Below are 23,630 nucleotides of genomic sequence, written 5' to 3'. Positions count from 1 at the left end.
TCCACGCGGCATATTAACTAATTAACTAAAATAATAATAGTAGCTCCATTGTTGGGCTTGATTTAAATTGTTTATATTTTTCATTGGAATACCCAACCTTTCGTTACAACCATAACACTGTTGTTTTTTAGATGCAAGTACTTTTTCAGTTTTATTCATTTCTTACATTCTTAATGAATATATTTTCATTTTAACTCATTACGTTCTGCAAGTGATGCTGGAATCGCAATACCAAACTTCTTAGCAACCTCTTTATTTATAAACAATTTTGTCTTATCTGAAATTAAAATAGAAAGATTATTTGGATCTACCTGATCCACAAGGATTTTACAGATTAGATCACCCGCCGATTCCCCTAGATCAAAGTAACTTAACGATTCCGTCGCTAAAATCCCCTCATCAAGCTGACCATCTTCCGAGGCAAACACCGGTACCTTATATTTTGAAGCAATATCCGCAATATTCGCAGTTGATGCAACGACCATGTTATCTGTTATGTTGAAAATAACATCTACCTTTTCTGCTAACTGTTGAGTTGCAATTGGTAATTCTTGCATACTTGTGACCCCAATCGAAACGACTTCTAAATCTTTTTCGAAGGAAGTGATGACTTCAACTTGAGTCACAGAATTAATTTCACCAATATTATAAACAATCCCCATACGCTTCGCTTCAGGTAAGAGTGCTTTAATAAGCGCTAACTGTTTTTTAACGGGCGTTTGATCACTAACTCCCGTAACAAATTGCCCAGGTTGTTCCATCGAATCAACAAGTCCTGCAGTAACTGGATCTGTAACCGCGTTAAAAACTACTGGAATGCTTGTTCCTTCCGTCGCGTTTTTAGCGCTTTGTGCGGAGTTTGTTCCAATTGCATAGATTAAGTCCACGTTTTGAGATACAAAACCACGAGCCATCAATTCATTATTTCCGTTTTCTCCTTGTGCATTTTGATAAATAATTCGATAGTTTTCACTTCCTATAATCTTGTCTAACTTAACCTTCATCCCTTCATAAGCCGCATCCAACGATGGATGATCTGCGAATTGTAACACACCAATCGTATATATATCTTTTTGTTTTGTACTATTACAGCCTACCAATAATAGTAGAAGCATACAGAATATCATTGTTTTTTTCATCGTTTCCTCCTTCAAACAAAAAAAGCTGCAAATGCAGCTTTTTGATTAGTGAGCTACATTCGATTAACCTAGGAAAAAGGGTTAATACCGTGTAGCGATATTAACCTTTATCTAAAGTAAAAGAAAGAGCTGTTTTGTTTGTGATTTATGTTGGTCATAGGACACCAACCTTTCTGTAAAGAAACTTTAACATGTTTGGTTTGTTGTTTCAATGTTTTTCTGATAATTTGAATATCATTTACATTATTATGTAACAAACTTTCATAATTGTGGTATAATTCTAATATATTTAAAGGAGAATTATATCACAATGTATACATGGAATTTAGACGCCCTTTATAAAGGGTATGACGCAGACTACACTTCAGATGTAGAAAAGCTCAAAACAATTATTAAATCAATGAATGACTTAGCACCCAACCTTACAAATTGCAAGGACTTAGAGGCCTTTATCACTCTCGATTCAGAACTCAATACACTTGCAAATTCACTCGTAAGCTTTGCAAGTTTACAGATTTCAGCAAACGCAAGTGATAATGAAAGCAATCGCCACATGGGACAACTCCAAAACATACTCAGCGAAACATCACGCGCTTACGCTCTTTTCAGTCAATTCATGGCTGATTCAAAAGATGTATTTCCGCAATGGGTTTCGGAAAGTCCATTAGTTAAAGAACATGAATTTATCTTGCAAGAAATGATCGACCTCAGCAAGCATAATTTAAGCCCTGATGTTGAAGAGGTCATTTCTAAATTGAATATTAATGGCGCAAGCGCTTGGAATCAATTATTTGGTCACCTTACTTCAATGACAACAATTGAATTTAATGGTGAAAAACACACGATGGCTTCAATTCGTAACCTTGCATACGCTCACGATCCCAAGGTTCGTAAAGATGCTTATTATAAAGAATTAGAATTGTATGAAAAGATGGATGATTCCATCGCATTCGCATTGAACAGCATCAAAGGTACTGTAAATACGATTTCTGACTTACGTGGCTACGAATCAGCACTTGAAAAAACACTTTTCGATTCAAGAATGAGCAAGAAAACACTCGATGCTTTGTTAGAGGCTATTGAAGCGTATCTTCCTGTATTTAGGAAATATCTAAAACATAAAGCCCATCTCATGAATCATGAAAACGGACTACCTTGGTATGATCTCTTTGCACCTTTTGAAACCAAAAACCCAAAAACGTATACAGTTGAAGACTCCAAAGAAATGATTCTTAATAGCTTTGCAGTGTTCTCAGATGATCTTGCGGATATGGCGAAAACTGCTTACGAAGATGCATGGATTGACTTTTTACCTCGCGAAGGAAAACGTAGCGGTGCTTTCTGTAGTAACCAATCACAGATAAAACAAAGTTATGTTCTTACCAACTTTGACGGTTCTATCTCGGATATTGTTACGATTGCACATGAATTAGGGCACGCATACCATGGTATGATGATTGAAGATCTACCAATACTAAACACAAGTTACTCAATGCCTGTAGCAGAAACCGCATCAACATTCTGCGAAAACATTGTCTTCAATGCCGCACTCAAAGCATCGAGCGACGAAGAAAAACTCGTGTTAATTGAAAACTCACTACAAGATTTAACACAAATTATCGTTGACATTTTATCACGATTTAAGTTCGAATCTGAAGTCTTCGAACGCCGTAAAACTGAATTTTTATTCCCTAAAGATTTGAAAGAAATTATGATCGAAGCACAACGTCAAACGTATGGAGATGGCCTCGATGCAAGCACGTATCACCCTTATATGTGGGCATGTAAAGGACACTATTATAGTGGCGGGTTAAGTTATTACAACTTCCCTTACGCATTTGGTGGTTTATTCGCATTGGGTCTTTACGCTAAGTTTGAAAAAGAAGGCGAAGCATTTGTTCCGGCATACCGAAACCTTCTAAAAGCTACAACAACTGCATCCTGTGAAGATGTCGCTGCACAAGCAGACATCGATGTTACAGATGTAGATTTTTGGAAATCAAGTCTCCAAGTTGCGGCAGATCGCATCGAAATGTTTATCGAACTAACTCAATAACAACAAACAATCAGACATAGAAAAACCATAATCACAATAGTGACTATGGTTTTTTTATATTTTTAAAGCATACGACCTGAACGATCAAAACGATATCGAGTACCATTTATCGTCATTGTTTTATCTGAAATCATCACACAGTCAGAAGGATTTAAATAATACCAAGCACCACCCAGCTTAATCCAGCCTTTTTGAAGTGCTCCAGAACCCGTAGCATAATACCATTTTTGATTCAGCTTTACCCACTGATTGGCATGCATTGCAGAATCCGTTCCAAAAGCATAACTTGAACCACCGATTCGATGAACACCACGTGCGGTTCCACCATGACTTAAGAAGTAGTACCATTTACCACCCGACTTCTTCCATTGATTGGTTAATGCCGCACCTGAATCCGATACATAAGACCAAGTACCACTTGCATTTTTATACCACTGGTTTGAAAGCATTTTGGTACTTGAATCAAATACATACCAATTACCGTTAATCTTCTTCCAACCCGTAATCATTTCACTATTTGCATCAGCATAATACCATTTCCCACTGACTTTAACCCATGCATTTTTTACAGCCGCACCACCTGAATTGAGATAATGCCACTTCCCTTTAGAATTTTTAATCCATTTATTTGCTTTCATATCCGCATCAGAACCAAATTCATACCATGAACCTTTTACTAGATGAAGACCCGAACGAAGCATTTTGCCATCATTTCCAGCATAATACCATTTTCCTGCGGATTTAAACCATTCATTCTTCAATGCTTTACCATCCGTACCAATGTAACTCCAACGCCCTTGAACATCTTTAGTCCATGTACTCGAATACATAACGCCTGTGCTGTTATTAAAGAGATAATAACTTCCACCAATTTCTCGCCACCCTTTTACAGGTGTATTGTTTTCATAATAGAGCCATTTCGCTCCATCTTTAACCCAGCCCTTTTTAGGCGCTGTTGGGATCGTTTCAGTTGTGAGATAATCTTGTGATACATAGCCAATTTGATTATTATAGACAACTTTTGCCCATCCATTTGTAGTTGGATATGCTTGAACAACGGTCTTTGCAGGAATTGTCGCTAAGACACGATTTGAAGTTCCCCAACCACTACGCATATTGAGATCTTGTGTTACAGTGTATTTCTTTGACGATTCCGCTACCGTAATACGCGTGCTTGGAGCATTTGATTTCTTTACACCATTTGATTTAATTTTAACCCGTGCACTATTTGCAATATAACCAAAGTTTGCCGGTAAATCTACAGGCATTGCTTTAACGGATACCGAGCCATTTACTACCGGCATTGATAAATATGTTTTCATAAAACCAGCTGAATCACCCAGATCAAGAACAACTTGATGGTTCAACCCGGAATTTGTTGCATAATAAACACCTGAATGCGTATTCGCCCCTTTATATACAGGCGTACTTGTTTGATTGTTGATTCGTGCTAAGGAATAGCCATTATGGTCCTTAAATCCTGCTGCACGATCTGTTGTATAAGCGATACCCGCTACTTTAATACCATAAAACGGATCTGAAGCATAACGCACAGCAATTCCAGAACCCTTATTTCCAAAACTCAGTCCAGCATTACGCCACTCTCCAACATCGAAATAAGAACTTAATTGTTTGGACATATGATAATTAATACTGTTATAAACACCTGTATAAGTCAATGCTTGACTTGGATCGGAATCAACTGCATTCCAACCAAACAAATTGAATCTATTTTTAGCCAACCACGAAGTTCCATAAGCAGATTCATGTGCAGCTTGTGCAAATAACAGTAGTGGGTTCATACCATAAAGATGACCACTTTCAATAAATGCTTGTTCATTTCCAAACATAATTGAGTCTGTTTTATCGAGATAGCGTAGGCGCGCATTTAAATCATCCGCACTAATATTTGAAAAACTACGAACCGGAAGCCATTGATAATACGCATAAAATTCTCCCGGTTGGTTCCCGTCCATTATAGGTTTTTTCAGTTCCTTATCGCTAAAGAAATGGACACCATCTTCGGAATAGTATGGATTACCGGATTCAGGAAGCCACGAAGGTGCTTGCGCATACGTAATTCCTTGTTCTCCACTTTGGGCGTAGGTTTGAGAGAAGTATAATGATATTTCTCCATTTTTCACCCAATAGTAATCTGGAGCGACGACTTTTCGATAACCATCGTCATCAAGATTACCACCCAAATAAACTGGAATTTTTTTATCGATATAGTGCATCGGAATTAAATCAACTTTATTAAGATCGACATACCCTTCCGCACCTTGAATATTAACCCGAATTACCGGGTTTCCAGAGTCCGTTAATTCAGTCCCTTTATACTGCATTTTATAATTACTTGAGATATAAGTAAGCGCAGATCCCGAAAGATTACGATTACTATAGATGTTTAATGTTTCAGTACTTGCAAGATCTTTAATTTCCCCTTTGCGACTTGGAAGTGAATGCGCATATCCTGAACTCATGGCCACAATCCCCAAATGACTCAAACCAGCCTTCGACGTCACAACATAACCACTTCCGAGTTGGTTCATTTTATTTATGGCATCATTAAGATTATTACTTACAAAATCTGCCTTTCCCGTTGCAATACTACCATCATCCATAATTTTCTTAACGGAATAGGTATGGGTAGCACTGGTTTCACGAATGAGATGACTTGATGAATCAAAATAATATGAAACATCTCCAACTTTTTTCCATTGTGATTTCGCTGCCTTACCATTTGAGCCTAGGTAATAAGAATAACCTCCAGATTGAGTCCATTGGTCTTTAAGCATTACTGATTTAGAATTAAATAAATACCAGACACCACCTATTTGAGCCCAATCATTTTTGACCGCACTCCCACTTTTACTAAAATAATACCAATCATCACCGCTTTGATGCCATGCTTGTGACTTCATTTCACCATCCGGTCTGAAGAAATACCAATATCCCCCAATTTCTTTCCAATTTTTGATTGGGTTTCCATTTTCACAGTAAAACCAAGCAGTCCCTTTTTGTACCCAACCCTCTTGGACACAAAGACTCGAAACCGCCTTTAAAGTATTCAAAGGTGCTTTTGAAGGAACTTCAGGTTGAATTTCAGGATCAACCACAGGTTCTTCAGGTTCCAATTTAGTTGGTTCCTCTATAATTTCTGACTCTTCTTCTTTTTCAAATTCAATTTTATGATTTAAATCAACTTCTTGATTCACATCAGTACTTAATGATGCATCCGGTTCTTCAAATGCTAATGTATTATAAGTAACTGAAGTAACAAGCATTACTAACGTTAAAAATAACGCTAGAAATCTCTTTCTTTCCATAAACAAAACCTCCTCGACAATAATAGTATTATAAACTATTCTTCTGATATAAAGTACTCTAACAAAGAATCATATATTAATTAATCTTAATTTTACCATGAATTCACAAGAATATGAAAAAAGCACTCTCTCGAGTGCTTTATCGTGCGCCACTTCCTGTTAGAACCACACGAATTGTTTTGAAGATAATTACGATATCTTGTTTAAATGAAAACGCATTGAGATACTCTCGATCAAACACAAGTTTCTCAGCAGGAGTAATGTCATACCCACCATTAACTTGAGCCCATCCGGTAATCCCTGGCTTAACAAGAAGTCTTTCTTTAAAGCCTGGTATTTCCGTTTCAAACTGATCCGTTAAATCTTTACGTTCTGGGCGAGGACCAATAATACTCATTTCCCCAATTAATACATTTAAGAATTGTGGAAGCTCATCAATACGTACTTTACGAATAAAGCGTCCCACCTTCGTAATCCGCGGGTCATTTTTCTCGGCCCAAACAGCACCAGTATTGACCTCGGCATCGACACGCATCGATCGTAATTTATAGATTTTGAATTCTTTACCTGCTTGTCCTACACGTTGTTGCGTATAGAAAGCAGGCCCCTTAGAATCCACCTTAACAATAATTGCGAAAATCACAACAATTATAATAATAATTGGTGAAAACAATAGTGTTAAGATAAGATCAAAAAATCGTTTTAAATAAACGTATGGGTGTTTTTTCTTAAACTCTTGATACTTTTCCATTAATTTTTTATTCTCATTAGCATCGGAGTTGTTGTTTATCATATTTTCCATCCTCATTATCTTAACAGAATGTTTATTGCTTAATAAACACTGCTTTTTATATATTTTACAAACAGGTCAATTATAGCATATTAGCCCTATCCTAACAAGGTTATGTGCGGGTTAGGAATTAGAAACAAAGAAAAAGAATCTTTCGATTCTCCCTCTTTAACTGTTATCTTATTATTTTTTGATAAAAGCCATGATACGCTCATAGTCTTCGATATAATCAACCTCACCCCAGAAATTTGGAGCAACATTTTTAACATGAATGGGTTGTTCCTCAATCATAGAGTAAAGAATATTTTCCCACCATAAACCATGTTGTTGTGAATCAATAAGAATTTCTAAACGTTGTAAGAATTCAGGTAAGAAGTCTGAAGATAATTTCGCAATCCCAACATATTCTCCAGTAATATCATCACCCGTTAATTCTTTACCGTGTTTGATTAAGATATCGTTTTCGTAGTAGAATTTGTAATCACTTTCTTCTTTACGTGTATCATCTGAGAACAATACAGGTGATTTTTTCTCAGCTAAGATAATATCAAGTGTTTTTTGTTCTAAAAATACGTCTGCATTCATGATTAACACATCTTCTGCAGGTTCAAAGAAATCTTTCGCAAACCAAATTGAAGCAACACTGTTTGTTACATCATAGAATGGGTTGTAGTAAAACTTAACATCTTTACCTTTTAATGCTTCACGAATATATTGACCTTCGTATCCCAATACAATTGCAATATCGTTAATACCATTCTTATTGAATAATTCAATTGTATATTCGATCAGTGGTTGTCCCCCAATATCAACAGTACATTTAGGTCTTCCTTCTAAATAACGGCTAATACGAGTTCCTCTTCCTGCTGCTAATAATACTAATTTCATTAGATTATACCTCTTTCTTTAAGTGAATCGAGCGCATTATATAATGTCTCCATATTTTCTTGAGTGATTTCACCGATGTGTGAAACCCTTATAACTGAATCTGCATAAGCACCACCACTTGGCGTTACCCAGATTTCATATTCATCCTTTAGAACCGTAAAGATTTCTTTCGCAGATTTACCTTCTGGTACATAAAGCGCTGTCACTGCATTCGAACTCGAATCGGTAACACACTTGAACCCGTAATCTTCGATTTTTGATCGAAACGACATCGCGAGTGCTCTTGTATTCCCAATTGTTTGATCGATGCCATCTTGCTTAACTTGTTTAAGTCTTAGATTGAGTTGTAATACAATACCGACAGCAGGTGTAAACGGTGTTTGCCCACGCTTTGCATTCGATAATGCGCTCTTTAAATCTAAGTAGTAACAAGGACGTTTGTTTTCATCAACGCGACATTGAGCATCTTCAGACAACACAAGAATCGAAAGTCCTGGAGGCAATGCTAAAGCCTTTTGAGATCCTGTAATGAGAATATCAATGTTGGATTGCTCCATCATAATTTCATCCGCAAGAAACGCACTGATTGCATCCACAATCAAGAATAAATTATTACGTTTACAAAACGATGAAATTAAATCGATATCATATAAAACACCCGAAGATGTCTCATCTAAATTCACAAGAAACCCTGTAAATCCCGCATTTTCATAAGGTTCTAAATCAGCCGATGTCAAACTTTGACCAAAATCTAAATTAATGGATTCAAAATTTACATCATATACAGAACATATTTCACAAAAACGAGCTCCAAAAGAGCCGCCATTAACAATTAAAAACTTATCGTTTTCTTTTGCACAATTCACAATAGCTGCATCCATTGCAGCTGTACCCGATCCCGTTAAGACAACAACTTTGTCCTCATCTCGAGCACCGCAAATTTCTTTAACGATTAATTCATTTTCCAACATAACATCTGAAAACTCAGGTGTTCTAAAGTATGGAACAGGCTCAGCACCAACATCCATTATGTCTTGACGCATCATGACCGGCCCAACTGTAAAATTAAGCATATTTTCCTCCTTAATTGTATCATCATATATTATTTAATCAACATCGATGAAACAATCAAACTTTATATATTAAACATTTATATTATACCTTATTTTGGAATCTATTAAAATTCTTAATTTCAAATTAATGATTCTAAAACTGCTTTAATACTAATATTTATGGAATTGTTATATAATTGAATACGGTTAATCCCATTTTGAGACAAGGAGGTATCACAGTTTTGAAAAAAAAGATTGTTATCATAATTTTCAGCTTAATGCTTTTTATTACTACACTTTCACTACTGAGCCCAGATCGTAAAAATTCAGACTTAGAATATCGAAGTCTAGCTCAATTTCCAAGTGCAGATATACAAGAAGTACTAAATGGAACTTATTTTCAAGAATTAGAAACATATCAACTGGACCAACTTGTATTTCGAGATTCTATTTTGAAGTCTAGTTCTAAAATCGATAAATTACTGCTTAAATCCATTCGTAAGAATCATTTTATCAGCAATTCCGGTTATATTTTGGAGTTTGAAGATTATCAGGAACAAACACTCAGTTCGTTACAAGAGTCCCTTGATAAACCGATATCAAACCTTCAAAATCTAAAAAATGTTTCAGAGAAAAGTGGTGGTCAATTTATTTTTATTGATATTCCGCAAAAATATGATTTCCACAACGAACTGTTCCCAAATTATTTCGCAACAAATACAATGCATAAGTTAGAATATAACAACACACTGCGTACACAGGCAGATAAAGCATCCGTTCAGACTATATCAGGTTCTGATGTTTTCCTAAAAAATGGTTTGCTTGAACCTTACTATAAAACCGATAACCACTATACCGCTGATGCATCGTTATTAATTTATCAGGAACTCCTTGAAACAATCAACGATCCTCGCATTCAGACACGTCCCATCAGCAATTACGAACGAATCGTTTATGAAAGCCCCTTTATCGGGAATAATTCTCGAACGATGGCGGATACAAGCTATTCTAAAGGAGAAATCTTTTACTACCTCAAACCCCAAAACCAATCGCTCCCAAAATATAAGCGATATGAAGACAGTTCACCATCGGATGAACCCGTAATGATTGCGGATGAAACGATTTCACTTTATGGTAATTATATGAATGGTGATAAAGCAAATACAGTTATAAAAACAAAACGCGACAATCTACCTAAGATACTCTTTATCGGAGATTCATTCGCCAATGCTTTAGAGTACCTTTCGATTTATGATTTCAATGAAGTTCATTCACTGGATTTACGTTCCTATAAAGGTAATGTATATGAATACATTGAAAAAAACAAATTCGACGTAATCGTCTTTGTTCGAAACACACAACTTAATTTAATTGAAAATGAATAGGAGATTCTATGCCCCTTACAAGTTACACATTTTTATTTGTTTTCCTTCCCCTTGCAATTCTCATAAACCTTGCGACACATGGAAAACATAAGACATCCCTTTTAGCAGTTCTTAATTTATTTTTTATCAGTTATCTTGGACTTGGTCCATTGCTTATCATTATTTTATCGATGTTGAGCTATTTCTATGCTGCATCCTACTTGTATAAGAAACCACATAAGCAGGTGTTTATAGCTACAGTTAGTCTAAATATCTTAGTCTTAGTTTTCTTTAAGTATAAACCGCTTTTTATTGAAACAACAAACTTGACTTTTTTAGAAGGATTAATGGCTCCTCTCGGCATATCTTTTTATACATTTCAAGGTATTGCTTATCTAGCAGATGTCACATATCGTGGTCGAAAGCCCGAAACGAACCTGCTTAAATTCAGTGCATTCTTTATGTTATTTATGACTATCACGTCAGGACCTATCTTAAGATATGATGAAACCAAACTTGAAAACAAAGATGTACCGAATGAAATGTTATACAATGGTTTTATTCGCTTTACTATCGGTTTATTCAAGAAAGCATATTTAGCCGCTAATTTTGGACTCATTGCCTCAAAAGTCTACGAAGGGCTTTATACAACTGCTTTCTTTACCGGAACAGCATGGCTTGGCTCCATTGCGTTTATGCTTCAACTATACCTGGATTTTTCAGGATATACAGACATGGCAATTGGTATTGGTGGAATGTTTGGAATTCGATTACCAGAAAACTTTAATGATCCATACCTCGCACGATCATTTAGCGACTTTTGGAAGCGATGGCACATTACCCTTACCCGTTGGTTTAAAGATTACATTTACATCCCTTTAGGCGGAAATCGTAAAGGATCAATGCGCACTTATCTGAATATGTTCGTTGTATGGCTCATAACCGGATTTTGGCATGGCTCATCTCTAAATTTTATTATTTGGGGATGTTTCAACTTCTTAGTTATTATTTTAGAACGTAATGTGTGGGGAGAAACACTCAAAAAAGCACCACGAATCCTTCAACACCTTATCACCCTGATCATCATCAATATCGGTTGGGTTTTCTTCCGTGCAGGTTCCCTAGGGCAAGCTTTTGATTTTCTATCAAAAATGTTCATATGGGATATGAATTTAATTGGTATAAAACAAATCCTAACCTATGTACTCTCACGACCGATTGATTGGATTCTCGCAATCCTGTTTTGCACACCCATCGTTAATGCATTTATCATGCGTTGGAATGAAAGCGAAAAAAAATGGCAACAAAGGGCAAGTATGGTCTTGATCGTTGGATTATTTATACTCGGCATTATCTTTGTTGTCACAAGTTCCTTTAAAGCATTTATTTACCAACAGTTCTAATGAAAACAAGCAACAAAAAGACCCATAAAAATATGGGTCTCTTTTCTTTATTTCTACTCATCGAGTAGATTGATTTAAATTTGGCGGAGAACATGAGATTCGAACTCACGGAAGCTTTCACTTCGCCACCTTTCCAAGATGGTGCCTTAAGCCACTCGGCCAATTCTCCAGTGCTTATTTATTATACATAATAATTAAACAGAAAACAATGTATAATATACAAAAAGGAGGCTTTCTTTGTGCTACTTATCAATCGAATCAAAAACAGTACCCAACTTTCGGATACCGAATCAAAAATTGCGCAGTATATCCTTGAAAATCCGCAACTTGTGACTCAACTTACAATTCATGAATTATCTGAAATTACATATGCAAGTGCGTCAACCATTACCCGTTTTTGCCGAAAAATGAAAACGGAAGGATTTAGTGATTTTAAAGTTAAACTTGCTGGTGAATTAAGTTCATTCTCAATAACTGAAAATCGCATACGTGATGATGTTCCTTTCCAAAGCAATCACACAAGCACTGAAATTGTTCAATCAATCTTATCGCTTAACTATCAATCCATGAGTGATACCTATAACAACATCGACCTTGAACAACTCGAACGAATTGCCCATAAAATCTATTATGCGCCTCATATCTATTTATACGGATCGGGACAATCGTTAATTCTTGCTCAAGATTTCCAATATAAATTGTTTCGCATTGAACTCGATTGTAACCTCGAAACATCACTTGGTTTTCAATCACTCAAAGCCAATACACAACCGCTGGACAGTATTGCCCTCATTATTTCCTATTACGGTCAAAATGAACATAACAAAACCATTGTGGACTCCCTCGTTGAACGAAATATCCCCTATATCTTAATTACGGGTCCCTTAAACAATCCCTTATGCACACATGCCTCAGAAGTCGTACATGTTTCACCCCAAGAAGAACTTGTAACCAAGATGGCATCCTTCTCTTCGCGAACATCAATGCAACTCGTTCTTGATTTCATTTACGCTTTAATCTTCGCAATCGATTATGAAAAAAACCAAAAAATCATCGAAAAACACCCTTGGTATATAAAAAAAGACTCCTATCAGTGATTGGAGTCTTTTTTAAAATTTATATTGATCAAGATATCGTTTAACACCGTCTTCATGATTAAAACCACAGACTGCATCCGCAACATCCTTTACAGCTTGTGTTGCATTCTCCATCGCAACACCATGCCCTGCATCTTCAATCATATGTAAATCATTATTATTATCACCAAAGGTCATAATTTCATCAACTGTAATACCATACTTATCCATATAGTACTGAAGTCCGACCATCTTATTAATCCGTGGATCCATAAATTCAATTAACTCTTTTTGAGAGTAAAACGCAACATAGCGCGGATCGGGATTTTCATGTACATATGCTTCAATACGCGCTAAAGTTTCAGGTTCTCCACTGAAGATGATTTTAGCATGTGAATCTAACACTTTAGAACGAACATCGACATACTCCAAATCAATATGTGTACGAACTTCGATATTATAGAAATCCTCAAATTGTGTATACAGTTTTCCAGGACCTGTTAATACGGGGTTTCCACCCATGGGCATAAAGGTATCTAAAATTTCACGAATTAAATCACCACTCAATGGGAACTGTTCATGGATCTCACCATCCGCAAAATCATAAACAAAACCACCGTTATCACAGATTGCGAAATCAAATAATTCTGCGATATCGGGTATACCAAAGACTGCGGAATCCATGGGTCTGCCCGTCGCAACCCCAAACTTAATCCCCTTCTGACGCAGTTTTAAAATCGTTTCCCGCATCGAAGGCGTTAAAGCATGATCTGCGTCCAAGAGTGTCCCGTCCATATCTGTCGCAATTAATTTAATCATATACTTCCTCAACTTTCATAAAAAAAACAGAAGGCAAAGCCTCCTGTCCATTATAGCAATATAATCCCTAATCTGCGATGTATTTAACGCCTTGGCTTTCGAGTTCCGCAATTTTATCTGCAAATTGCGGTAAATACGCTTTATGGGCTACAAGCATTTCGTGAAGCATATCGATTGTGTAATGCCCCCCTTGAATCATGGGATTAATCGAAAAGGCTTGAACCGCTTTACGATAATTTCCAGTAACCGCGGCTTCAATGACCGTTTCTTCCATGGCTTTCATCATTTGGAGTTGACCACGTGCTGCCGGTTCAAAAGAACCCCAGTTAAATGGTTCGGCGCCATGAGAGGTAATAACACTTGTAACCTCCACAACACAATCATATGGCAAATCGGTAATCGTACCATTATTTTGAGTGCTTACAGTCATTACGGTTCGTAAATCATTATGAATCGATGCAATTAACTGACAAGCTGCATCAGAATAATGGGCACCACCACGTTGTGTTAGCTCATCCGGCTTGTAATTCAAATTCGGATCTTTATACAACTCAAATAAAGCCGCTTCGGTTTGTTGAACCGTTTCAGCACGTGTCTTATGATTCGTCCAATTTTCCATAAACTCTTCTGTCATATTTCGTGCGATATAGTAGTAACGGTGATAAGAACATGGAATCATGCCTAAATCCTTCAGCTGATCAAGGTTATAAGGGATGGGTGTAATATTTTTCACTTCTTGGACTTTTGAAAATGCACTGCTTGGATCAAACAATCGCTCAATTAACATCTGCGTCACTTCGGTTCCATCTTGATCCCAAACACGGTGCCAATGAAAATGGTTTAGCCCCGCAAACTTTTCAAATAAAACATTCGCATTCTCATCATAGCCCATCGCTTCATGGTTAATTTTTGTACATCCAACTGGAATATTACAAAGTCCAATAGTACGTTTCCAACCACCCCACTTAATTGCAGCTTCAGTTATAATCCCTGCAGGGTTTGTGAAATTAATCAGCCATGCATTGGGACATAATGTTTCCATATCTTTAATAATATCAAGAATTACAGGAATGGTACGAAAGGCCTTAAAAATTCCACCTGCACCATTCGTTTCTTGTCCCAACGACCCATATTTCCCGGGAATTCGTTCATCACGTTTACGAGCTTCAAGTTGCCCAACACGAAATTGTGTCGTCACAAAATCCGCATCTTTGAGTGCTTCACGACGATCAAGCGTTAATTTAACCTTCCAGTCAAGGCCGGCTGCCTCAACCATTCGTTGTGCCATTGCACCTACAATTTCTAACTTTTCCTTGCCTTCTTCAACGTCCACCAACCAAAGTTCTGAAATATCAATTTGATCTGATCGTTTAATGAATCCTTCCATAAGTTCGGGTGTATAACTACTCCCCCCACCAATCGTAACAATCTTTATTTTTTTAGTCATAGTCGCCTCCTTGGTATTCAAATTGTATCCCTTATTAAGTCTTCTCACAATAAACCACACCGAACTTGATTTTTAATTTCATTTAAGTGTTTTCTTAAGTGTTAAGTGTGAAATTAAATACCATATTCTTATGGTATAATTTATTTAGGAGGCTTTTATGACTAAAATATTACTTGGAACTTATACAAAATCTGAAAGCAAAGGGATTTATGAAATTGACTTGGAACATGATCGTTTAGATCGTTTAACGCACATTGCAAGCGTTGAAAATCCAACCTACCTCGATTATGACCCAACAACTCAAACCTTATTCAGTGTCTATCAAAAAGATGATCTAGCAGGGATTGCGACATGGAAGTATCAAAGCACTGACACAGAACTTATTGAACGTTTTATTGAGCCCGGACCTGCGCCGTGTTATGTCGCCTATGACAAAAATGAAGATCAAATCTATGATGCGAATTATCATAAAGGACGCGTCAATGTTTATAAAAATCATCAAGTCTTTAAAAAAATTGAATACAAAGATGGATCGCATGCTCACTTCGTAAATAAGAAACCAAACACCGAATTTGTTTATGTTTGTGATTTAGGCTTAGATACGGTTCGTAAATATGAACTTATGAATGAAATCGCAACGTATAAAGCACCTGCAGGGTCGGGTCCACGACACCTTGCCTTTCATCCACATTTACCCTTACTTTATCTATTTTCGGAGCATACATGTCATGTTACGGTTTTAGAGGATGATGGATTTGATTTTATCGAGCACGGTGTGTTCGATGCATTGCCAGAAATTGATGCAATTCGATCTGCAGCTGCAATTCGAATCTCTAAAGATGGAAACTATCTTTATGTATCCAACCGTGGTCATGACTCAATCACAGTCTTTAAAATCAGTAAAGACGGGCTCCAGCTTGAATTAATTCAAAATATTTCAAGCTTTGGTGAACATCCGCGTGATTTTGCACTCAGTCCTGATCAAAAATATCTTGTTTGCGCAAACCGCGATACAAATAATCTCAGCTTGTACGCAAGAGATGAGACGACTGGGAAGCTAACATTACTCCAATCGGATGTTTACGCACCGGAATGTGTTTCAGTTCTCTTCGTTTCATAAAAATAAAAAAGACATCGCTGCATTCAGATGTCTTCTTTAATTCTAAAAAAAAATCACGCGGTTTCGGCGTGATTTTTTCGTTTAATAAATTATAAATTAAACAGTTCTTTCGTGAGCCGTTCTCATAAGAACATCAAGTTGTTGTTCTTTTGTAAGTTCTACAAATCGAACAGCATAACCGGACACACGAATTGTTAAGTTAGGATATTTCAATGGATTGGCCATAGCATCTTCAAGAAGTGCATTGTCAAACACGTTAACGTTTAAATGGTAAGCTCCTTGCGCGAAGTAACCGTCCATAATACCACGTAGGTTTACGATACGTTCGTCTGTAGTTTTACCCATTGCGATTGGCGCAATTGTTTGTGTATTTGAGATACCATCAAGTGCACAGTTATAGTCTAATTTAGCTGTAGAGTTTAATGAAGCTAATAAACCATTCTTTTCTGCACCGTATGATGGGTTCGCACCAGGTGCTAAAGGAACACCTTGTCCACGTCCATCAGGTGTGTTACCTGTAGCTTTACCATAAACAACATTTGATGTGATTGTGAGTAAGCTTAATGTCGGTGTTGAATTACGGTATGTATGGTGACGTTTGATTTGACCCATGAAGTATTGTAATGCCCAGTTTGCAAGATCATCTGCTCGGTCATCATCATTACCATATTTAGGGAAGTCTCCTTCGACTTCATAATCTACAACTAAACCTTTTTCGTCACGGATCGTCTTAACCTTAGCGTATTTGATTGCTGATAAGGAGTCAGCAACGTGTGAAATACCTGCAATACCAGTTGCAAAAGTACGTTTAAGATCGGAATCCATTAATGCAAGTTGTGCTTTTTCATAAGCGTATTTATCATGCATGTAGTGAATTGAGTTTAATGTATTTACATATAATTCAGCTAACCAGTCCATCATGTCTTGGTAAGCAACTTTAACTTCATCAAAGTTTAAGTATTCTGATGTAATTGGACGTAAACGTGGTCCTACTTGTGCTTTAGTAACTTCATCAATACCACCATTGATAGCATAAAGTAAACATTTAATTAAGTTTGCACGAGCTCCAAAGAATTGCATATCTTTACCGATAACAGTTGCGGACACACAACATGCGATGGCAACGTCATCTGAACCCCATTTTTCACGAAGTAATGTATCATTTTCAAATTGAATTGAAGATGTTTCGATTGCTACATGTGATGCAAATGTACGGAATCCTTCTGGTAATTCTTTACAGTATAGAACTGTTAAGTTTGGTTCTGGTGAAGGTCCCATGTTAATGAGTGTGTGAAGTAAACGGAAGTCAGTTTTTGTAACAAGTGAACGTCCGTCAAATCCCATACCAGCGATTGATAATGTTGCCCAAATTGGGTAACCACTGAACAATGCGTTGTATTCAGGTGTACGTGCAAATTTAACCATACGTAATTTCATTACAAGGTGGTCAATAAGTTCTTGTGCTTCTTTTTCAGTAATCACACCATTGTCTAAATCACGTTGAATATAGATATCAAGGAATGCTGAGATACGTCCAATTGACATCGCTGCCCCGTTATTTTCTTTGATAGCTGCTAAGTAACCAAAGTATAACCATTGAACTGCTTCTTTAGCATTTGCTGCAGGTTGTGAAATATCGAATCCATAAGAAGCAGCCATTTCTTTAATTTCTGCTAATGCATGAATCTGATCGCTGATTTCTTCACGTAAACGAATTACATCATCTGTCATTGTTTTGTAACCTGTGTGTGCTAAATCATTTTTCTTACCAGCTACAAGACGGTCGATACCATAAAGTGCGATACGTCGGTAATCACCGATAATACGTCCACGTCCATAAGCATCTGGAAGACCTGTAATGATCTTGTTCTTACGTGCTGCACGCATTTCAGGTGTATAAACATCAAATACCCCTTGGTTGTGTGTTTTACGCCATTTTGTAAAGATATGTACTAACTCCTCATCGGGTTCATAACCATTACTTTCAAGAGCTTTCACAGCCATTCCAATTCCACCGAAAGGAATAAATGCTTGTTTTAATGGTTCATCTGTTTGGAACCCAACAATTTGCTCTTTATCCTTATCCATGTAACCTGGACCGTGTGAACTTACAGTCGATACAATTTTTGTATCCATGTTGTAAACGCCAGCTTTTTCACGTTGTACAGCATTCATTTCTTCAAGTTGTTCCATAAGATCCAACGTATTTTGAGTTGGTCCTTCTAAGAACTCATCGTTACCAGTATACTCTGTGTAGTTATTTTTAATAAAATCACGAGTATCAATGTTTTCTTTCCAATAGCTTCCTTTGAAGCCTTTCCATTGATTATACATTAAGATACCTCCTTATTCTCGGGTTTGATTCCCAATATCTTATTTGTATTACACGCATATTATATCAAACTTAGTACAATACGTTTTATTTTTCACATCCTTTTTAGGCACGTTCTGGTATACACTTGTGCTTAATTGCTTCAAATCATACTAGTTTGCGAATTCACAGACTTTTTTCACAAAATTAATTACACCACTTGGAAATCAAAAATACTCACTTCTAAGTGAACTTCGTTCAAATGAAAACCTTTTTGAATTGTATACCCAATTCACAAACTCACTCGCACCAATTAGCACTATATTGCTCTATACTGTTCGTGTTATCGACAAGCGAGAGACGATTTAAGTATGGTTTTAATGTTATTCATTAAGAATGTATTGCTTTCTCTATGGATTTAAAGATTTAAAAGCAAGATTGTTTCAATTAAAATAAAAAGACTGATATAAAATCAGTCCTTAAGTGCTTCAATCAACATTGGTAAATAAATTGGTAGATCCGGTGGACGTCTCCCAGAAACAACATGCCCATCTCGAACTGCAGGTTCATCAACCCAATGTGCGCCTGCATACATTAAGTCATGCTTAATTCCCGGTGTACTGGTTACCGTTTTTCCGCTTAATATTCCAGCTGATGATAAAACCCAACCAGCATGACAAATTTGTCCAATAACCTTTTTATTGGTATCCATATACTTCACAAAATCAAGTACTGGTTCCAATCGACGAAGATAATCTGGTGCCCATCCGCCCGGAATTACAAGACCATCATAACGCGTAATATCCACATCCGAAAACTTTAAATCACTGACAACCGATAAGCCGTATTTTCCACGATAGGTCGTGCCACTTAGTTCAGCTGCTATATCAACCTGTGCACCAGCTTCGCGAAGTCGAAGGATTGGGTACCACAATTCTAGATCATCAAAATCATCACTTACGATGGTTAAAACTCTTTTACCACTTAATTCCATGTCATCACCTCTTATTTAAACTCTATCAATATCCATTTCTAAAGTATAGTTATTTGCTTTAAGATTGTAGTCTACGATGCATCTTGATACGATACATATATATAAGGAGGAATTTTTATGTTTTATCTAGGTTGTCATCTCTCATTTGCGAAAGGTTACGAAGCAATGGGACATGAATCACTTCGTATTGATGCCAATACGTTTCAGTTCTTCACGCGAAGTCCTCGCGGCGGAAAAGCAAAGCCCCTTAATCTTGAGGATTTAGGAAAACTTAATACTTTAATCGAAGCAAATAATTTCAAGCACATTCTTGCACATGCGCCATACACGATGAACCCATGCAGTAATAAGGATTATACGCGTGATTATGCCGAAGAACTGATGCGTGATGACTTGTCCCGTATGAGCCATATCAAAGGCAGTCTTTATAACTTCCATCCGGGAAGTCATGTAGGGCAAGGTGTTGAACCTGCGATTGTGATGATCTCCGATATGTTAAATCGTGTTTTAAACTCAGATCAAGAAACAATTGTCTTGCTTGAAACGATGGCAGGTAAAGGAACTGAAGTGGGTCGCACTTTTGAAGAAATTGCTGCGATTATTGAAAAAGTGAATGTTAAAGAAAAAATTGGAGTATGTTGGGATACATGCCATATCTATGATGCCGGTTATGATATCGTGAATGATTTAGATGGTGTCATCGAACACTTTGATGAAGTTGTTGGTTTAGATAAGCTGCATGCGATTCATATCAATGATAGTAAAAACCCCTTTAAGTCTCATAAAGATCGACATGAAAAAATTGGTCAAGGATCGATTGGTTTGGAAACATTTGAAAAAATTATAAACCACCCCAAATTACGTCATCTTCCCTTTTATCTTGAAACGCCACAAGATGATAACGATGGCTATAAAGCAGAGATTGAGCTCTTAAGATCAATTCGAAAATAACAACTTAAGGTTTATTTATGACATCTTACCCTTTTTTTGTATCGATTCGATTATAATTATTTATAATAGAGTCAGGAGGAACATCCGTGAATATAAAGGTTATTATTAATCCGAATCTTGAAGAAGATATCGTTTTAGAGTGTCGCGAAATGACACCTCAAATTGAGAAAATGATTCATACTTTGGATACCCAATCGATTAACGCGGTTCACCGCGGTAAGGATATTACACTTGATCTTGATGAAGTTTGTTTCTTCGAGACTGAAGACGATGCGGTTTATGTCCATACAGCAAAAGATTCATTTCGCACACATTATCGCCTATATGAGTTAGAGGCATCCTTGCCAAGTTCATTTATGCGAGCATCCAAATCAAGTATTGTGAATCTTAATCAGATTGATTCACTTGAACGTAATATTACTTCATCTCGAAGTGTTCAATTTTATAACAGTCATAAGATAACGTATGTATCACGCATGTATTTCCAACAAATTAAACAACGATTAAAGGAGGAGAGTATCTAATGAAAAAAAATGATTATTTCTGGGGCTTTGTCCTAGTCTTACTGGCATTTGGATTATTTGGTAGTGCATTTAATCTTTATAGTTTTGGTCCCAATGCATTTAAGATTGCATTTACGGTAGCCTTAGTAGCGTTCGCAATTTCAAATATGCCTAAGTTAAATTTCTTCGGGATTGTTTATCCACTTACTTTGGCGCTTTGGATTAACCGTGTTTATTTTAATATTCACGGAAATGGAGGAACCCTATTTTGGGCAAGTACATTTCTAGCTGTTGGTCTTTCCGTGATCTTCAAACGACGCAAACGGCACGTGAACTTTCAAAAGTATGAATCGTATCGTGAAAGTTCAAGCTATGCAACGGATGAAGATGGTAATCAATATGAGTATCACACAGGAACACAGAATAGTCGCAGTGGTTATCGCGATGACGACCATGCAGACTATATAAATATCGAAGCATTATTTACGGATCGTACGCGATACATCCGCTCAAAAAACTTTACCGGTGGTTATATCGATAATACCTTTGCTTCATTATCAATCTATTTTGATCAGGCTCAGTTTAACCCTGCAGGAGCACAACTTGAAGTAAGTTGCGCATTTGGTCAGGTAAAATTGTTTATTCCTTATAATATCAACGTTATTAATAATATTGATAATACACTTGCAAGTGTCAGTGATCCCCATCGAAATACAGTCGTTGATGGTCCTACATTAACCTTAACGGGTGATGTAACCCTTGGCGAAATCAAAATTGTGTACGTATAATCACTATTTAAGCGGTTTTAGGCCGCTTTTTTTATATTTTCATTCTTTTTTAATTTTTATTGAATTTGGGTATTGCTTTCTTAGAAATGGCTTGTTATAATCTATTAGCAATACAAAGTGAATACGCGGGCGTGGTGAAATTGGCAGACACACTAGACTTAGGATCTAGCGCTTCGGCATGGAGGTTCGAGTCCTCTCGCCCGCACCAATTATTAAATCACAGTCATTACTTCGGTAATGACTTTTTTTTGCGCTTATTCCGGTTAATTGTTTTTAAAAATAAGATTTGCTATAGTTTATTTAAAGGAGATTATTATGAAAACATCGATAAATCACCGCATCTCACAGTACCAAGAAAGCATTAATCAACACGACATGCCTTCAACGCACAAATATTTAATTGACACAATGAATGAGATTCAACGTAATTTCAAACTTGATTCATTCACGGCAAAATCCGTTCTGAATGGTTATCTTGATTACACTTACTTTTATTTTGATGATGATTTTCTTCGATCACAGGGTTTAAAACTCGGTCTGATTTTAAATCATCAAGCGATGACCTTTGAACTTTGGCTTATGGGACGGACAAAACCCATTCAAAAAAAATATTGGAACGTCTTCAAAGATACCCCACTTAATACTTTTGATGAGATGCCTCAGTGGTATATCGTCGCTAAGGATTTAGTGACCCATCCAAACTTTGAAGATCTTAATGCACTGACACAAACACTCCTTAAAGCGATTCCAATCGCTTATGAACAAATACACGCTTATCTCTAAGTTAAGAACATGCTTTACTTTTTTCATCACATTTACAAGTTCCCCTTCACACCAATGTATTATAATAATCATATAGAAAGAAGGAACTTCCATGAAACAATTTATAATAACTGATGATTTCTGGTCTTTATTTCCTGATGCTTGTTTTGGGATTGTACTTGCACACGATGTCCAAAACAAGGATCTTACCCCAGAAGCGATGACTGCAATTTCTAAATTTCTTGATGAGAGTCATCATGAAGCTCAAAAGTATCTTACCGAAGATGTTTTAAGTCAAAATGCTGTAGTTTCTGTATGGCGTGATGCATATCAAAAGTTTAAAACTAAAAAAGGAGCGCGTGTCTCGATTGAGGCTTTATTAAAGCGGGTTTCTAAGGGCAATACGATTGGATCAATCAATCCTCTCGTTGATATCTATAATGCAATCTCATTGACCTATGGGCTTCCTTGCGGTGGTGAAGACATTGATACTTTCGTTGGGGCATTACAATTAATTAAAACTCAAGGAAATGATTCCTTTATGGCTCTTGGTGATTCTGAACCTGATAATACACTCCCTGGAGAAATCGCATACGTTGATGATGTGGGTGCGGTTTGTCGTTGTTGGAATTGGCGTGATGGTCAACGCACCATGTTAACGGATGACACAACGAATGCATTCTTAATTATTGAGTGTGTCGATCCAACACGTCGCGACGATTTAGAGAAGGCTACCCACCACCTTGCAACATTTGTTGAACAACATCTTGGTGGGTCTGTAAAAAGCACTATCATGGACTACGAAAACGCGAGTCTCAATCTTGAATAAAAGATAATT

The 23,630-nt window shown here is 36.7% G+C and carries 19 protein-coding genes and 2 tRNA genes; 11 read left to right on the top strand and 10 right to left on the bottom strand.

Annotated features, from left to right (window positions below):
* Positions 1 to 185: 185 nt before the first annotated feature.
* Entirely contained in the window at positions 186 to 1,139 is a 954-nt protein-coding gene (locus tag EL194_RS05505) for an ABC transporter substrate-binding protein (protein ID WP_003775431.1), read from the bottom strand.
* Positions 1,140 to 1,449: 310 nt separating this feature from the next.
* Here EL194_RS05505 and EL194_RS05500 point away from each other — a divergent pair, with 310 nt between their 5' ends.
* Positions 1,450 to 3,195 (top strand): M3 family oligoendopeptidase, encoded by a 1,746-nt coding sequence (locus EL194_RS05500; protein ID WP_003775433.1) that lies wholly within the window; start codon positions 1,450 to 1,452, stop codon positions 3,193 to 3,195.
* Between the two features lie 62 nt (positions 3,196 to 3,257).
* Here EL194_RS05500 and EL194_RS05495 read toward each other — a convergent pair whose 3' ends face one another.
* The 4 genes from EL194_RS05495 to EL194_RS05480 form a co-directional block, all read right to left on the bottom strand.
* Positions 3,258 to 6,524 carry a glucosaminidase domain-containing protein gene (locus EL194_RS05495; RefSeq protein ID WP_003775434.1) on the bottom strand — a complete coding sequence of 1,089 codons (3,267 nt, stop codon included), beginning with the start codon at positions 6,522 to 6,524 and terminating at the stop codon, positions 3,258 to 3,260.
* Positions 6,525 to 6,663: 139 nt separating this feature from the next.
* Positions 6,664 to 7,332: an exopolysaccharide biosynthesis polyprenyl glycosylphosphotransferase gene (locus EL194_RS05490; protein WP_003775435.1), complete on the bottom strand. Its 669-nt coding sequence runs from the start codon at positions 7,330 to 7,332 to the stop codon at positions 6,664 to 6,666.
* 165 nt (positions 7,333 to 7,497) lie between these two features.
* Positions 7,498 to 8,202: a phosphocholine cytidylyltransferase family protein gene (locus tag EL194_RS05485; RefSeq protein WP_003775437.1), complete on the bottom strand. Its 705-nt coding sequence runs from the start codon at positions 8,200 to 8,202 to the stop codon at positions 7,498 to 7,500.
* Entirely contained in the window at positions 8,202 to 9,275 is a 1,074-nt protein-coding gene (locus EL194_RS05480; RefSeq protein ID WP_003775439.1) for a pyridoxal-phosphate-dependent aminotransferase family protein, read from the bottom strand. Before EL194_RS05480 ends, EL194_RS05485 begins: the two co-directional genes overlap by 1 nt.
* A gap of 221 nt (positions 9,276 to 9,496) precedes the next feature.
* On the opposite strand from EL194_RS05480, the gene EL194_RS05475 reads away from it, so the two are divergent.
* Together EL194_RS05475 and EL194_RS05470 are read left to right on the top strand one after the other, a co-directional pair.
* On the top strand, positions 9,497 to 10,639 hold the full coding sequence (locus tag EL194_RS05475; RefSeq protein ID WP_051009468.1) for a hypothetical protein: 1,143 nt from the start codon (positions 9,497 to 9,499) through the stop codon (positions 10,637 to 10,639).
* Between the two features lie 8 nt (positions 10,640 to 10,647).
* Entirely contained in the window at positions 10,648 to 12,021 is a 1,374-nt protein-coding gene (locus EL194_RS05470; RefSeq protein ID WP_003775443.1) for an MBOAT family O-acyltransferase, read from the top strand.
* Positions 12,022 to 12,102: 81 nt separating this feature from the next.
* On the opposite strand, the gene EL194_RS05465 is transcribed toward EL194_RS05470, so the two are convergent.
* Positions 12,103 to 12,190 (bottom strand) — tRNA-Ser (locus EL194_RS05465).
* A gap of 70 nt (positions 12,191 to 12,260) precedes the next feature.
* Here EL194_RS05465 and EL194_RS05460 point away from each other — a divergent pair.
* Entirely contained in the window at positions 12,261 to 13,118 is an 858-nt protein-coding gene (locus EL194_RS05460; protein ID WP_003775444.1) for a MurR/RpiR family transcriptional regulator, read from the top strand.
* A gap of 12 nt (positions 13,119 to 13,130) precedes the next feature.
* Here EL194_RS05460 and EL194_RS05455 read toward each other — a convergent pair whose 3' ends face one another.
* Together EL194_RS05455 and EL194_RS05450 are read right to left on the bottom strand one after the other, a co-directional pair.
* Complete coding sequence (locus EL194_RS05455; RefSeq protein ID WP_003775445.1) at positions 13,131 to 13,916, bottom strand: Cof-type HAD-IIB family hydrolase; 786 nt, start codon at positions 13,914 to 13,916, stop codon at positions 13,131 to 13,133.
* A 67-nt stretch (positions 13,917 to 13,983) separates the two neighbouring features.
* Positions 13,984 to 15,363, bottom strand: a complete 1,380-nt coding sequence (locus EL194_RS05450) for a 6-phospho-beta-glucosidase (protein WP_013852648.1) — start codon at positions 15,361 to 15,363, stop codon at positions 13,984 to 13,986.
* Between the two features lie 157 nt (positions 15,364 to 15,520).
* Between EL194_RS05450 and EL194_RS05445 the strand changes: the two genes are divergently transcribed.
* Positions 15,521 to 16,483, top strand: a complete 963-nt coding sequence (locus tag EL194_RS05445; protein WP_003775447.1) for a lactonase family protein — start codon at positions 15,521 to 15,523, stop codon at positions 16,481 to 16,483.
* A gap of 96 nt (positions 16,484 to 16,579) precedes the next feature.
* Here EL194_RS05445 and pflB read toward each other — a convergent pair whose 3' ends face one another.
* Positions 16,580 to 18,817 carry a formate C-acetyltransferase gene (gene pflB, locus EL194_RS05440; RefSeq protein ID WP_003775448.1) on the bottom strand — a complete coding sequence of 746 codons (2,238 nt, stop codon included), beginning with the start codon at positions 18,815 to 18,817 and terminating at the stop codon, positions 16,580 to 16,582.
* Between the two features lie 449 nt (positions 18,818 to 19,266).
* Positions 19,267 to 19,788 (bottom strand): type 1 glutamine amidotransferase domain-containing protein, encoded by a 522-nt coding sequence (locus EL194_RS05435; RefSeq protein WP_003775449.1) that lies wholly within the window; start codon positions 19,786 to 19,788, stop codon positions 19,267 to 19,269.
* A gap of 117 nt (positions 19,789 to 19,905) precedes the next feature.
* On the opposite strand from EL194_RS05435, the gene EL194_RS05430 reads away from it, so the two are divergent.
* The 6 genes from EL194_RS05430 to EL194_RS05405 all read left to right on the top strand — a co-directional run bounded on the left by EL194_RS05430 (position 19,906) and on the right by EL194_RS05405 (position 23,621).
* Complete coding sequence (locus EL194_RS05430; protein ID WP_003775450.1) at positions 19,906 to 20,739, top strand: deoxyribonuclease IV; 834 nt, start codon at positions 19,906 to 19,908, stop codon at positions 20,737 to 20,739.
* A gap of 86 nt (positions 20,740 to 20,825) precedes the next feature.
* Positions 20,826 to 21,263, top strand: coding sequence for a LytTR family DNA-binding domain-containing protein (locus tag EL194_RS05425; protein WP_003775451.1), 438 nt, complete (start codon positions 20,826 to 20,828; stop codon positions 21,261 to 21,263).
* The gene (locus tag EL194_RS05420) at positions 21,263 to 22,030 is read left to right on the top strand and encodes a LiaF transmembrane domain-containing protein (RefSeq protein ID WP_003775452.1); all 768 of its coding nucleotides are present in this window, start codon (positions 21,263 to 21,265) and stop codon (positions 22,028 to 22,030) included. The genes EL194_RS05425 and EL194_RS05420 overlap by 1 nt, the downstream gene beginning before the upstream one ends.
* Before the next feature lie 125 nt (positions 22,031 to 22,155).
* Positions 22,156 to 22,238, top strand: a tRNA-Leu gene (locus EL194_RS05415).
* A gap of 107 nt (positions 22,239 to 22,345) precedes the next feature.
* Positions 22,346 to 22,813: a DUF7000 family protein gene (locus EL194_RS05410; protein ID WP_003775455.1), complete on the top strand. Its 468-nt coding sequence runs from the start codon at positions 22,346 to 22,348 to the stop codon at positions 22,811 to 22,813.
* Positions 22,814 to 22,904: 91 nt separating this feature from the next.
* Positions 22,905 to 23,621, top strand: a complete 717-nt coding sequence (locus tag EL194_RS05405) for a B3/B4 domain-containing protein (RefSeq protein WP_003775457.1) — start codon at positions 22,905 to 22,907, stop codon at positions 23,619 to 23,621.
* The last annotated feature ends 9 nt before the right edge of the window (positions 23,622 to 23,630 follow it).

It is taken from the genome of Erysipelothrix rhusiopathiae (assembly GCF_900637845.1).
Taxonomy (GTDB): Bacteria; Bacillota_I; Bacilli_A; order Erysipelotrichales; family Erysipelotrichaceae; genus Erysipelothrix; species Erysipelothrix rhusiopathiae.
This window is presented reverse-complemented; position numbering and strand designations above follow the sequence as displayed.

Bases quoted from the DNA above. Each gene is read 5' to 3' on its own strand.
- EL194_RS05485 (WP_003775437.1), bottom strand. From the start codon at position 8,202: ATGAAATTAGTATTATTAGCAGCAGGAAGAGGAACTCGTATTAGCCGT.
- EL194_RS05435 (WP_003775449.1), bottom strand. From the start codon at position 19,788: ATGGAATTAAGTGGTAAAAGAGTTTTAACCATCGTAAGTGATGATTTT.
- EL194_RS05445 (WP_003775447.1), top strand. From the start codon at position 15,521: ATGACTAAAATATTACTTGGAACTTATACAAAATCTGAAAGCAAAGGG.
- EL194_RS05500 (WP_003775433.1), top strand. From the start codon at position 1,450: ATGTATACATGGAATTTAGACGCCCTTTATAAAGGGTATGACGCAGAC.
- EL194_RS05495 (WP_003775434.1), bottom strand. From the start codon at position 6,524: ATGGAAAGAAAGAGATTTCTAGCGTTATTTTTAACGTTAGTAATGCTT.
- EL194_RS05490 (WP_003775435.1), bottom strand. From the start codon at position 7,332: ATGAGGATGGAAAATATGATAAACAACAACTCCGATGCTAATGAGAAT.
- EL194_RS05450 (WP_013852648.1), bottom strand. From the start codon at position 15,363: ATGACTAAAAAAATAAAGATTGTTACGATTGGTGGGGGGAGTAGTTAT.
- EL194_RS05505 (WP_003775431.1), bottom strand. From the start codon at position 1,139: ATGAAAAAAACAATGATATTCTGTATGCTTCTACTATTATTGGTAGGC.
- pflB (WP_003775448.1), bottom strand. From the start codon at position 18,817: ATGTATAATCAATGGAAAGGCTTCAAAGGAAGCTATTGGAAAGAAAAC.
- EL194_RS05455 (WP_003775445.1), bottom strand. From the start codon at position 13,916: ATGATTAAATTAATTGCGACAGATATGGACGGGACACTCTTGGACGCA.
- EL194_RS05420 (WP_003775452.1), top strand. From the start codon at position 21,263: ATGAAAAAAAATGATTATTTCTGGGGCTTTGTCCTAGTCTTACTGGCA.
- EL194_RS05405 (WP_003775457.1), top strand. From the start codon at position 22,905: ATGAAACAATTTATAATAACTGATGATTTCTGGTCTTTATTTCCTGAT.
- EL194_RS05480 (WP_003775439.1), bottom strand. From the start codon at position 9,275: ATGCTTAATTTTACAGTTGGGCCGGTCATGATGCGTCAAGACATAATG.
- EL194_RS05430 (WP_003775450.1), top strand. From the start codon at position 19,906: ATGTTTTATCTAGGTTGTCATCTCTCATTTGCGAAAGGTTACGAAGCA.
- EL194_RS05410 (WP_003775455.1), top strand. From the start codon at position 22,346: ATGAAAACATCGATAAATCACCGCATCTCACAGTACCAAGAAAGCATT.
- EL194_RS05470 (WP_003775443.1), top strand. From the start codon at position 10,648: ATGCCCCTTACAAGTTACACATTTTTATTTGTTTTCCTTCCCCTTGCA.